The sequence below is a fragment of the Escherichia sp. MOD1-EC6098 genome (genome assembly GCF_002965865.1).
Taxonomy (GTDB): Bacteria; Pseudomonadota; Gammaproteobacteria; order Enterobacterales; family Enterobacteriaceae; genus Escherichia; species Escherichia marmotae.
This window is the reverse complement of sequence record NZ_PTSN01000031.1, coordinates 1-12,782: the sequence shown is the minus strand read 5'-3', so window position 1 is coordinate 12,782 and position 12,782 is coordinate 1. Positions and strand designations below refer to the sequence as shown.

Annotated in this window: 12 protein-coding genes; 9 read left to right on the top strand and 3 right to left on the bottom strand. The window is 46.6% G+C overall.

The genetic code is table 11. The features are described 5' to 3' along the window. The 6 genes from C0K55_RS23015 to C0K55_RS22990 are packed head-to-tail and all read left to right on the top strand — an operon-like array spanning position 1 to position 6,531. Positions 1 to 1,419 (top strand): packaged DNA stabilization protein gp10, encoded by a 1,419-nt coding sequence (locus tag C0K55_RS23015; RefSeq protein ID WP_032350771.1) that lies wholly within the window; start codon positions 1 to 3, stop codon positions 1,417 to 1,419. Further along, positions 1,419 to 2,120 carry a phage tail protein gene (locus C0K55_RS23010; RefSeq protein ID WP_105266650.1) on the top strand — a complete coding sequence of 234 codons (702 nt, stop codon included), beginning with the start codon at positions 1,419 to 1,421 and terminating at the stop codon, positions 2,118 to 2,120. Before C0K55_RS23015 ends, C0K55_RS23010 begins: the two co-directional genes overlap by 1 nt. After that, positions 2,120 to 2,575, top strand: a complete 456-nt coding sequence (locus tag C0K55_RS23005) for a DUF2824 family protein (RefSeq protein ID WP_000627636.1) — start codon at positions 2,120 to 2,122, stop codon at positions 2,573 to 2,575. Before C0K55_RS23010 ends, C0K55_RS23005 begins: the two co-directional genes overlap by 1 nt. 2 nt (positions 2,576 to 2,577) lie before the next feature. Continuing rightward, entirely contained in the window at positions 2,578 to 3,267 is a 690-nt protein-coding gene (locus C0K55_RS23000; RefSeq protein WP_105266651.1) for a DNA transfer protein, read from the top strand. A 10-nt stretch (positions 3,268 to 3,277) separates the two neighbouring features. Further along, positions 3,278 to 4,693: a DNA transfer protein gene (locus tag C0K55_RS22995; protein ID WP_105266652.1), complete on the top strand. Its 1,416-nt coding sequence runs from the start codon at positions 3,278 to 3,280 to the stop codon at positions 4,691 to 4,693. After that, positions 4,693 to 6,531, top strand: coding sequence for a DNA transfer protein (locus tag C0K55_RS22990; RefSeq protein ID WP_105266653.1), 1,839 nt, complete (start codon positions 4,693 to 4,695; stop codon positions 6,529 to 6,531). Before C0K55_RS22995 ends, C0K55_RS22990 begins: the two co-directional genes overlap by 1 nt. Before the next feature lie 22 nt (positions 6,532 to 6,553). On the opposite strand, the gene C0K55_RS22985 is transcribed toward C0K55_RS22990, so the two are convergent. Beyond that, positions 6,554 to 7,048 carry a superinfection exclusion protein A gene (locus tag C0K55_RS22985; RefSeq protein ID WP_105266654.1) on the bottom strand — a complete coding sequence of 165 codons (495 nt, stop codon included), beginning with the start codon at positions 7,046 to 7,048 and terminating at the stop codon, positions 6,554 to 6,556. 30 nt (positions 7,049 to 7,078) lie between these two features. Between C0K55_RS22985 and C0K55_RS22980 the strand changes: the two genes are divergently transcribed. Next, a complete protein-coding gene (locus C0K55_RS22980) occupies positions 7,079 to 7,444 on the top strand; it encodes a hypothetical protein (RefSeq protein ID WP_000757526.1) in 366 nt (121 codons plus the stop codon). A gap of 13 nt (positions 7,445 to 7,457) precedes the next feature. On the opposite strand, the gene C0K55_RS22975 is transcribed toward C0K55_RS22980, so the two are convergent. Beyond that, entirely contained in the window at positions 7,458 to 7,637 is a 180-nt protein-coding gene (locus C0K55_RS22975; RefSeq protein WP_001085430.1) for a hypothetical protein, read from the bottom strand. Positions 7,638 to 7,736: 99 nt separating this feature from the next. After that, on the bottom strand, positions 7,737 to 7,988 hold the full coding sequence (locus C0K55_RS22970) for an Arc family DNA-binding protein (protein WP_105266655.1): 252 nt from the start codon (positions 7,986 to 7,988) through the stop codon (positions 7,737 to 7,739). Positions 7,989 to 8,134: 146 nt separating this feature from the next. Here C0K55_RS22970 and C0K55_RS27045 point away from each other — a divergent pair, with 146 nt between their 5' ends. Together C0K55_RS27045 and C0K55_RS22960 are read left to right on the top strand one after the other, a co-directional pair. Next, positions 8,135 to 10,891, top strand: coding sequence for a phage tailspike protein (locus C0K55_RS27045; RefSeq protein WP_336603102.1), 2,757 nt, complete (start codon positions 8,135 to 8,137; stop codon positions 10,889 to 10,891). Positions 10,892 to 10,899: 8 nt separating this feature from the next. After that, positions 10,900 to 11,187: a hypothetical protein gene (locus C0K55_RS22960; protein ID WP_105266660.1), complete on the top strand. Its 288-nt coding sequence runs from the start codon at positions 10,900 to 10,902 to the stop codon at positions 11,185 to 11,187. Positions 11,188 to 12,782: the final 1,595 nt, after the last annotated feature.

The window sequence follows — 12,782 nt, the reverse complement described above, 5'->3', positions numbered from 1 at the left end:
ATGCCGATTCAGCAACTTCCGCTTATGAAAGGTGTCGGCAAAGACTTTCGAAACGCCGACTATATCGACTATCTGCCAGTGAATATGCTGGCTACACCCAAAGAAATCCTGAACAGCAGCGGATATCTTCGCTCATTCCCGGGCATTGCCAAACGATCTGATGTGAACGGTGTATCTCGCGGCGTCGAGTACAACATGGCGCAGAGTGCTGTTTATCGCGTGTGTGGTGGCAAGCTGTACAAAGGCGAAAGTGAAGTCGGTGATGTTGCCGGAAGTGGTCGCGTATCAATGGCGCATGGTCGGACATCACAGGCGGTAGGCGTTAATGGTCAACTGGTAGAGTATCGTTATGATGGCACGGTTAAAACCGTCTCAAACTGGCCTACAGACAGCGGATTCACTCAGTATGAGTTAGGTTCAGTCCGCGACATTACACGCTTACGTGGGCGTTATGCGTGGTCAAAAGACGGCACGGATTCATGGTTTATCACTGACCTTGAAGACGAATCGCATCCTGACCGTTACAGCGCACAATATCGCGCAGAATCGCAGCCGGACGGCATCATCGGCATAGGTACATGGCGAGACTTCATCGTCTGCTTTGGTTCATCGACGATTGAATATTTCTCCCTGACTGGTGCAACCACCGTTGGTGCCGCTTTGTATGTCGCACAGCCATCACTGATGGTGCAGAAAGGGATTGCCGGAACCTACTGCAAAACGCCGTTTGCTGATTCGTATGCGTTCATCAGCAATCCGGCAACAGGTGCGCCGTCTGTATACATCATCGGCTCCGGTCAGGTGTCACCAATCGCCAGCGCGAGCATTGAGAAAATCCTCCGCTCCTACACTGCTGATGAACTGGCTGATGGCGTGATGGAATCGTTGCGGTTTGATGCTCATGAGTTGCTGATTATCCACCTTCCGCGCCATGTTCTCGTGTACGACGCATCTTCAAGCGCCAATGGTCCGCAATGGTGTGTACTGAAAACAGGCCTGTATGACGATGTGTACCGCGCTATCGACTTCATTTATGAAGGCAATCAGATAACGTGCGGAGATAAGCTGGAATCGGTGACCGGAAAATTGCAGTTCGATATCAGCAGTCAGTATGGACTTCAACAGGAACACCTGCTGTTTACTCCACTGTTCAAAGCGGATAACGCCAGATGCTTCGATCTGGAGGTGGAATCATCCACTGGCGTTGCGCAGTATGCTGACCGCCTTTTTCTCTCTGCAACCACTGACGGCATCAATTACGGTCGTGAGCAGATGATTGAGCAGAATGAACCGTTCGTTTACGACAAGCGTGTTTTGTGGAAGCGAGTAGGGCGCATCAGGAAAAATGTCGGCTTCAAATTGCGCGTTATAACGAAGTCACCTGTCACTCTGTCTGGTTGCCAGATAAGGATTGAGTAATGGCTGATTCGAATCTCAATGAGCCGGTAACAATTCAGGCTACACGACTCGATACATCAATCCTTCCACGCAATATATTCAGCCAGTCTTACCTGCTGTATGTCATTAATCAGGGGGCTGATGTTGGCGCAATTGCCGGGAAGGCAAATCAGGCTGGTCAGGGCGCTTACGATGCTCAGGTGAAAAACGATGAACAGGACGTCGAACTGGCAGATCACAATTCAAGAATCACCGCAAACACAAAAGCGATAAATCTCCTTGAGGTCAGGTTAACAACCGCCGAAGGGAAGATAGTCGTACTGCGTAGCGATGTTGATTACTTGCTGGATGAGGTTATCGATATTCAGGCGCATCTGGTCACTGTTGACCAAAGACTGGATGGCGTAGAAAGCGATGTATCTGACATTAAGAGTGATTACGTATCGAAAACCGTAACCAAATTGCAGTCTCTTGCGTCACCGCTGGATGTAAAAACATCATATTCAGTTGATGGAATTCAGGTTGTTGGAGCAAGAAATACCGGATGGACTGCAGCCACAGGTACGCCACTTCTTGGCTCATTCAACGCTAACCAGTCATACACGGTCGGCACTACGTACACACAATCCGAAGTCGCAGCTCTCGCTACAGGTTTGCAGCAGGCGCGGCAGCGTATTCTGGCGCTTGAAACAGCACTTAGATTACATGGGCTGATTGACTGATGATTACATTCAAACCAACGCGAAACATCGACCTGATAGAAGCAGTCGGAAATCACCCTGACATTATTGCCGGGAGCAACAACGGTGATGGATACGACTACAAGCCTGAATGCCGTTACTTTGAGGTTAACGTGCACGGTCAGTTTGGCGGCATTGTTTACTATCAGGAGATTCAGCCTCTGACATTCGATTGCCACGCCATGTACCTGCCAGAGGTTCGCGGATTCAGCAAGGAAATCGGGCTGGCTTTCTGGCGATACATTCTGACTAACACCACCGTTCAGTGCGTCACATCGTTCGCTGCACGCAAATTCCGCCACGGGCAGATGTACTGCGCAATGATTGGCCTTAAGCGTGTAGGAACCATCAAGAAATACTTCAAAGGCGTGGATGACGTGACTTTTTACAGCGCAACACGCGAAGAACTAATCGACTTCCTGAATCACGGGAGATAGCCATGTTATATGCATTTAAGCTGGGCAGAAAACTGCGCGGCGAGGAACCTTATTGCCCTGAAAAAGGCGGGAAAGGTGGCTCCGATAAAAGCGCAAAGTATGCAGCAGAAGCTCAGAAGTATGCCGCAGACCTGCAAAATCAGCAGTTCAACACCATCATGAACAACCTGAAACCGTTTACTCCTCTGGCTGAGAAGTATGTCGGCAGCCTCGAGAACTTATCGTCTCTGGAGGGGCAAGGTCAGGCGCTTAACCAGTATTACAACTCTCAGCAGTACAAAGACCTTGCAAGTCAGGCGCGCTATCAGAGTCTGGCGGCAGCGGAAGCAACAGGTGGATTAGGTTCCACCGCAACCAGTAATCAGTTAGCAACAATCGCACCAACGCTTGGTCAGCAATGGCTATCTGGACAAATGAACAACTACCAGAATCTGGCAAATATTGGTCTTGGCGCGCTGCAAGGTCAGGCAAACGCCGGGCAAACATATGCCAACAACATGAGTCAGATTTCACAGCAAAGCGCGGCGCTGGCGGCGGCAAACGCCAACCGACCGTCAGCATTGCAGCAGGGTGTTAGTGGTGCTGCATCCGGTGCGCTTTTGGGGGGTGGCATAGCCAGTGCTCTCGAGCTATCAACTCCGTGGGGTGCTGGTATTGGTGCTGGTCTTGGTCTGCTTGGTTCACTGTTTTAAGGGTTAATCAATGGCTACGTGGCAACAGGGTATTAATTCTGGTGGGTTTCTTGCTGGCATCGGTGCGCAAAATGAGAATGCGCCAAAGGCAAGCGACATTAACGCAACGCTTGGTCTGATCCGCGAAAACAATGAACTGGCTCGATCAGGTGCAAATAACGTTGGTCTGACCGCGTTACGTGGTCTGGCTGGAGTTGCTGATATTTATAAGCAGGAACAGCAACAGAAAGCTATTAGTGCGTTCAATAAGGTTCACGCTGATGCATGGGCTTCTGGTGATCCATCGGGACTATTTAAGTTTGCCCAGGAAAATCCAGCGTTTGTTGCACAGGCACAACAGGCGTTTTCCGGTCTTAATGAGCAGCAACGCAACGATATGGGCGATTTAGCCATGAGGGCTAACGTCGCTCTTTCTCAGGGACCGGAAGCCTACAGTAAATTCATTACTGATAACAAGGACAGGTTAAATCGCGTGGGGGCGAATGCTGACTGGATGATTCAGACAGGTATTCAGAATCCAGAGCAGCTATCACACATGCTGACTACTATGTCTCTCGGTGCACTTGGGCCAGAAAAGGCGTTTGCTGTTCAGGACAAGATGGCTGGTCGTGAGATTGACCGAGGCAGGCTGGCAGAGACAATCCGCAGCAATCAGGCTGGTGAAGCACTTCAGGCGAGAGGGCAAAACCTTTCCTATCAGTCAGCAATGACTGGGCACAATATCGCAGCACAACGCTTGGCTCTGGATCAGCAAGAGTTCGGGTTTAAGATGCAGCAAGCGCAGGAAAAGGCTCAGCAGTTGATTAGCGAAGCACCTAAGCTGTCAGTAAACATGGAAAAAGGCATCGAGACAGCTGTAAACAATGCCACAGCATCATCAAACTCAGCCAATTCCATGAGTGCGCTTGCTCAACAGTTCAGAGCAGAAAAACCAACGACAGGTTTGTTCGGTAACGCACAGAACATGTTCGCAAAACTTACCGGAAGCGATACGACATTGCGTGATTTGCGCATTCGCCAAAATGCCCTTGTTAACAGTCAGGTTCTTAAATTCCTACCTCCCGGCCCAGCAACGGATAAAGACGTTGAGATCGTTCGACAGGGTGCGCCAACTGACATGGATAACCCTGAGACGGTTGCAAGATGGCTTGATGCAATGGCAAACCTTGAGCGACGAAACGCGCAGTTTAATGAGTTTAAAGCTGAGTGGATGAGCGCGAATGGCAACCCTGGACAATCGCGTAATGGCGGTCAGATATTGGGGTTGGATGTTAAAAAAGGTGAATCATTGGGGAGTGCCGTTAAGCGGTATATGTCATTGAATACTGACGCAGCGCCAGCACAAGATTCGACACCTTCAGGAGAACCACGGAATCAGGTTGGATCATATACCTCAAAATCAGGCATTCAATTTACGGTGGAATGATGAAAGTAACTGCAAACGGTAAGACATTTACCTTTCCTGATGGCACGAGCACCGAAGATATTGGCACCGCCATTGATGAGTATTTTGCTGGTCAGGCTGTTCAGCAACAAACAGTTAATCAGGCCAATAATGAACCAGCACGTGAAGAACCATCATTGATGCAACAAGCTGGCGATTGGCTCACAGGTGGTCAAAGTGCAGGACAAATTGCAGAGCAGGCTGGTCGTGGTCTGGTAAACATACCATTTGACGTATTGCAGGGTGGCGCAAGTCTGATTAATGCAATCAGTCAGGGGCTTGGTGGGCCAAAAGTATTGGATGATGTCTATCGTCCAGTCGATCGACCGACAGACCCCTACGCTCAAGCTGGAGAAACAATTGGCGGGTATTTAGTTCCAGGAGTTGGAACGGCAGGAAGCATGGCTATTGGATCACTGGCAGAAGCCGCAAACCAGAAAGGCGATTTCGCACAAAATGCAGCTAAAAATGCCGGAGTTAACCTTGCCGCTCAGGGGGTTCTTTCCGCAGCAGCAAAGGGAATAGGGCGCGGAATAACGGCTATAAAAGGCGATATTGCGCCAGAAGTGGCGAAAAAAATTGCCACCTCAGAATCAATGGGTGTGACACCAATGACATCTGATGTCATCCCACCGAAAAATGCTTTCACTCGTGGCCTTACTCAGGGTGCTGAGGGGGCCATTCTTGGAACTGGCAGTAAAAGGGCAGAGCAATATGCAACGCGTAGTAAGTTGGTAAGTAATTATTTTGACCGTTTTGGTGAGTACAACCCGGATGATGTGGTGAAATCTCTGACCACCACGCTAAGGAGACGGAAGGATGCCGCTGGCGCTGTTATCAATGACGTCACCAATAAAATGGGTAATGCTGCAGTTGATACCACAAATACCATGAATGCTCTGAATACAGCGATCGCAAGACAGGAACGACTTGGAACGTCTGCCAATCAAAGCCTGCTTACATCCTTGCGTAACCTACGTGAAGAATTAGCAAACCCTGCAACTGATTTGGATGTTACGTTTGATCTCTTGCGTCAGCACAGAACAGCATTTAGATCTAATGTACAGGGAGATGCTATGGTCTTCCCCAACCAGGCAAAAGCAGCTACCAATATGGTAGAGAATGCAATGTCAAAAGACCTTCGTAACGCAGTTGCTAAAAACCTCGGTGCATCAGACGCAGCAAAATACCTTAAAGCAAATTCCGATTATGCAAACGTTTATAATAAGGTGCTTAATAAAAACATTGCTAACAAGCTCAACAAGGCAAGCAGTGAAGCCAGTCCTGAACTTATAAATACCGTTGTATTAAGCAGAAAACCATCTGACGTGAAACGAATCTGGAGCGCACTGGATGATAAAGGGAAAGATGCTATGCGTGCTGCTTACGTCAGCAAAATAGCGGAAAAGGCCGGTGACTCTCCAGCCAAGTTCATCACTGAAGTTAATAAGCTGAAATCTCAGTCAGGCGGTGAAATTTACAACACTATTTTTTCTGGAAAGCACATGAAAGAGCTTGATGCTCTTCATGAAGTTCTACAGCAAACAGCAAGGTCAGACACCGCAAATATAGTAACTCAGACTGGGCAATCACAAGCCAACAGGATAAGGACGATTGGCGCAACTGCGACTCTTGGCGTATCAATGGGGCTTGAGGCTGGTTTCGGTGCAATGATGCGCTTGTATGAGTCCAAAGCAGCAAGGAATGCGCTCTTACGTCTGGCAAACACTAAAGCTGGAACGCCAGCTTATGAAAGAGCGCTAAATCAGGCGGCTACTGCCGTGCGCCCGCTCTTAGTTAACGAAGCTACCCGGCAGTAGCACTGTAAGCCAAGGACGGCATTTATTTTATAGTTTTTATGAATTCTTTATTAAATCCCTTCGCTTCTCCTGGGTATCTTCCAAAGATAATTTTTATAAAAACAGAAAAAATAAAGATAGCAACGCTTAACAACAATTGCAGTATCATTGGAACCCAAAGAACTACAGGCTCTATATTCATGAAACCAAATATTCTTCCGGCGATCATGGCGAAGTACCACACTGTTATCAGCAAACTTAGTGGCATATGAATTACTGATATTACCAATCCAAGAGCATCAGTAATTCTGTTTTCAAATTTTTCAGGGGAAAACTTTTCTTTAAGGTAATTCAGTGCGCAGGCCTCATTCTCTGGATTTTCAGCATTTTTCCCTATAGCAATAGAAATCTCAGATATCCTTGATTCAATTCTTTTACGTTTAATAAAACTAGAAAAAAAGAACCACGCAATCTGCAACCCTATCCCCAGAAATAGAGTTGCGGCAACTAGCACAGCGTAACTCATAGAATCAGACACACCAACCTCCTTAGTTTTGTGCAGGATACCATGAAAAAAGTTAACATTGGAAACGTACCAAAGATGCTCGTTCCGCTCTTTGAGAGCGGTACAATTGTGTTTTGTAGAGACTTTCCAGAATGGCAACGCCTGCATCAAAAACTTGGCGTGGACGTGCAGGACTCGGATGCCAACGGAGCGTCTCATACAATGAGCAGCGAGAATGGTGTTTTGCATGTGATAGGCGTGTTCAATGGCAAACTATCTACTATTGCCCATGAGTGCGCTCACATGGCATTCGATATCTGCTCAAGGGTCGGTGTTGATGTTGAACCAGGAAGAGCCAACGAGACTTACTGCTATTTAATGAGCAGGCTTGTTGAGTTCTGCGAGCGACATATCAAAAAGCCGGAGTGACCAGGCTTGATTATTACTTTTTGCTGTCTGGAGTTCGCTTATCCAATACCCAGCCATGACCTGGCTTTGTTGTTGGCGGAAGCCTTTCGTTGTCCTTGACGGTGGCAAAATTGTCTTTCTTACCGCCGCGTGGGCCAACTTCTTGGTATATTCCGCCGTTTTTTCCTGTGTTTTCACCTGGTTTTTTCGCCATGATATACCTCAACATACACCCGTTATTGGGCGATTAAATATTGATCTCATTTTATAAGTAGTCAATATGGCCCAGGTAAATGCAAAAATTAACCCACCGTCAGGTGGGTTTTTTGTACAAATCCTTCAGCGTATCAAACACCATCTTCTTAACAAGTTCGGACTGCTCATCAGCGATGCGTTCCGCATCGTCTCGATAGCCTGAAATTTTGGATGGCTTTGATACAGCGTCAGTCACTATCTGAACTAATTCTGAATTAAGAGAGCGGCCATTGGATTTGGCTCGCTGTTTTATTTTTTCCTTTAATTCGTAAGGTAGCCGCAGATTAAATTGCGGGTCATCTCTTCCCATTCTTGATGCCTCGCTTTTGTGAGTGGATCGGCATCTTATTATCTGATGGTTACATCCTCAATAAGACCACGGCGGTCTCTTTGTTTGATTAATAATGCATCACTGCGGCAACGCTGCAGCGATTTTCTGTATCTGGAGCAAATTAAATGACAGACATTACAGCCAATGTTGTAGTGAGTATGCCATCGCAACTCTTCACTATGGCGCGCTCTTTTAAAGCAGTTGCCAATGGCAAAATTTATATCGGTAAAATTGACACTGACCCGGTAAATCCAGAAAACCAGATTCAGGTTTATGTGGAGAATGAAGACGGTTCTCACGTTCCTGTATCTCAACCAATCATCATTAACGCTGCCGGATATCCGGTATATAACGGACAGATTGCCAAGTTTGTAACTGTGCAAGGCCATTCTATGGCTGTATATGATGCATATGGCACGCAGCAGTTCTATTTTCCTAATGTTCTTAAATATGACCCTGATCAGTTCAGTATGGAATTAGCTGGGGTTGGTGGGGCGTCGCTTATAGGTGCGGGAAATTACGACGACATCCGTTCGTACTCTGGCGCAGGAATTAAAATCCAGTGCTATGGACGCTCTGTAATTAACGATGGTGGAGATGGCATATTCGTGCGTGACGATACCGACTCAACCACTGATGATAATGGAGGTACTGTATTGGTCGACGCTATCGGTAGGCGATGGAAGCGGGAATATGATGGCGATATTTTATTGTTGTGGTTCTGTGAACAGGGAGATGGAATCTCTGACTACACAATCCCGATTCAGGCAGCGTCTCAGGTAGCAGTAGATGAGGGGCGCAGACTGGTGTTTGAACAAGGTGTGTATAATTATACGTCAATTCATGTCAAGCGATCCCAAGATAGCCAAGCTGTAACTGAATGGATTGCGAACGGGCGGGTACACCTTGTTAGCACTAAAGTCACACCTGACGCTACTAATTATGACGCGGATTACGCTATTCGTATACGAGGGGTATTTTTAAAACAAGTTAACCTCGTAGTTGATGCTGCCAGAAATGCTGGTGTTGTTACCCTATCCGATACTGCTGATATTGAAGTCGGGGATCTCGTTTGCTTCCAGACATCCAGGCTAATTCAGACAGATAATCGTGGACAGGATATAGAGGGGCAGGTTTGCAAAGTCTCATCTGTAAATCACGCTACAAAGCGTGTTGGCCTGTGCAACACGTTGCGGTATGCCGCTCCGGCGTCAAACATACAATATGGAACCGTTACAGCGGCAACTAGCGGCGCTTCATTTACAGTTTCAGGTATAACATTGACCCGCGAAAATGCAAATGTCCGTATTACGTTCACAACTGGCGCTAATGCTGGTCAATCCAGATACATTTCGCATTATAGCGGAAACTTGTTGACAATCGGTGGTCGTCAGTCTGCTTTCAATAACATTCCAGCTGCTGGAGATCAGTTCAAGATGGAATGGGCGACTGTAGTTACCATATCCAAACCTATTACGTTTAAAATGACAGGAGCGTTTGTTATTTCACGCGAGCTCACTAGCAATGCTAAGGCCGGTGACGTTGGATTCAGAGGGCTGGATGTATTGTATTCTACCGATACATTGATAGAGGGTATAACTGTTAGTGGTTTTTCTGACACCTGTCTGCGTGTACGAGGATCATACCTTCCTGTGCTCCGCGATGTTACCGCGATGGATGCAAACCGAGGTTATGATACTTGGAATGGGACAGGATACGGAATTAGCATCAACCAGTGTTTCGGTGCCATGGTTGAAAATGTTAAGACATATCGCTGCCGTCGCGGTATCGATATTATCGGTGCGCAGATGATTAGTTGGGAGACGCAAGTTGTGAATAGCGTCGTCTCTGGTGGAGGCGTTGACTATACCGGAACTGCTTTCTGGCCTGTAGGCAAAACCCAAAATTCGGGTATGGGGTCACATGGAGCGGCATACGGCTCCAACTATACAAATTGCTTAGTCGTTGATTGCTGGCTGCCATACGCGTTCCGTGGTTTGCGAGAAACACTCAAAGATTGTCGTGTGCACGGTTATGTGGCGCGCTGCTGCGCTCGCCTTACCTACGGAGGAGGGCTGACAATAGACGGCCTCGTGTATGACGACACGTTTACCGAGATTGGGTACAACTATGCAGATAGTTACAGCACAGACACCAGACCCTATTATCGAGCAATTGGGTTGCTGGAATTGTTCTGTGGAGCAGATGACGGCTATATTCGCACCTTGCCAGTCACTCTGAAAAACTCAATAGGTAAAAAGGTCACGCTGGCTGGGATTATTGCGTCCGGGGCCGGTGACGCGCTGACATTAGAAAACCTGATCATTGGCGGAAATGTAGTTTACGTATCCTCTCAGGATACAGGGAATGATGAGTTCTCATTTATTCGCTGTGAGGGGACCAAGGTTCTTAAAAACATCTCCGATCAGGGTGGAAACCGATTCTATCTTGACGGTGGCGCAGCTAATCAGTTCAGTATGTATGACCTGCGCACGGCGCAAATCATAAACCCTGGTGAGTTTGTCAGGCTGGGAGACAATAAGTTCTTTGCCACCCTGAACGACGATCAGGCACTGCGCATACCTATTTCGACAAAAACCAAAATGGCTATAGTTTCTTTATTCGACCATGAACGAGACAGAAATTATAGGGCGGTTGGGATGTTGCTTGGAGTATCGTCGGATAAAGACTTTGCACCACAACAGTCGTCTAACAAAATTAACGTGGAACTTAGTTCATCTGTCTTAACTGGTACAACGGGATCAGATGGTAAATTCACCGTATCATTTATGCCACCAAATGGTGCTGGTTATCTGTATCTTGAGAACCGCATGGGGGATGTAATGCGCCCCTGTGTGATTATTGAAACGGTGCCATTCTGATGAATAAGATTGACTATTCTCCTTTTATCCATGCTATTGCATCAATAATTGTGCAATGTTTCGTCGGAATAATAACAGGATACTGGGCTTACGGAGCGATAGCTGGTTGTACGTTCTTCATTGCGCGTGAACACACCCAGGCAGAATATCGCTGGATAGAAAAGTTTGGGAAAGGGAAACGTAGCAACATGCCGTGGTGGGGCGGTTTTGATCCACGTGTATGGGATGTGGCAAGCCTGATGGATTTTGCTGTGCCGATGGTGGCGTGTCTGCTGGTCTGGCTGTTGACCCGTTAAACATAAAAAGCCGCAGCAACTTGTCATGGCAGGATACTGCGGCTGGCTGGTGAGCTATCGATAGTGCGAGTATTGAATGATTTCCATCCATTATAGATTTTACGTATTTTTTTGCATGAGAGGATTTGAACCACCTCCCAGCGACCCTCCATGGCTTTACGCCAGTGTCTCTAGGACTGCTATGTGCTGTGAGTTCAATCGGTCGATGCCACGCTATCCTTAATCAAGGGGGAGCAGGTCACCATAATGTCATGGGTATCGCTGGTGATATGATCGCAACATACGGCAATTATTATTTAATGATTTTAAAAAGTTCATTGTAGCTACAACCTTTGAATATTTCGAACTGGTCATGATAATTTGAATAAGCGCTCGCCATCATTCCGATATAACTATCCCATGATGACTCAGAAAATACCCTTTCACCACGTTCTAATTCATCAATTAAAATATAAATGATATCAAATTTTGCATCAAGAACAGTGTAGGTGGTAATGAGGTTATGTAGATCCTTAATATTTTTCTTAATTATATTTTACGGTGGTATTTTTTTTAGTATCGGCATGGATTAGAAATAGTTGATACTTTTATGCTCATGAGTGCATAAAAAGTGGAAAGGACTTGCCCATGATATAAATAGTGTTAGTTGCCACTGCTTTGGAAGTTATCCTTTAAATGGGCTACTTTAACCCGTAACCATTGATGTACAACCTGCAAATTCAGCTCTTCGCTCATAACAGACATTCACTTCAGTTGCGGCAGAAAGGTATGCATGCTGGGGATGGGGAAGTCGTGAAAGAAAAGAAGACTTCAGTCTAGTTTCTCATCACTGCTATCTTCTTATTGCTTATGCAGGTCGTAGTGGGGGGCACACAAAGCTTTGCACTGGATTGCAAGGCTTTGTGCTCTTCGATGCTAAGTGGTGGGGCATATATGGGGCAAATCACACCGTTAGATCTTCGTAGAACTACGATGCTTGATGTTTCAGTCAACTCTAACCGCCTGTTATCTGGTCTGCTCTTGGGCGATCTTTGTCATTTATGAAATATACATGGTCATATGATGTCCATGCAGGTGTAGGTTTTGTAACCTGTTGACTATGAGAGTGAAAAGAAGCGCGGCTGTCGGATTGGAGCCGCGGGACAAGGTCCAAAATTATCTAAGAGTTGTTGAATTTCCCAGCTTCTGTTGAAGCATATGCATCTTACTAATAACTAAAAAAGGTTTAAACTAAAAAATTAACCGTATTTTCAGGTAAGTCTTACCGACATATCCTCACCGCATTCAGACGGTTAAAGAAGCCGTATTTAGCGCGTAAACAGGGCGCGGGGGTGTCCCTTATGCCAGCAGATTCAATCGGGTGGGAAGACTCCGGGTCATATTTCATGTGGCAGGAACAGCGTCATAGACAGCCTCTGTCTGTTACTGACAGTTATCCTCAGGTACAGGAAAGCAATGACGGGGATAGCCCCTGAGGAATCCCCAGAAAACAAGACAGGCATAGTGAGATGTGATCTAATTGATTGTGCTAACAATTTCAAGGGGATCACCACTATGCCTGCACGTTCATTATGCCAAAATTTCCTTAACAACAT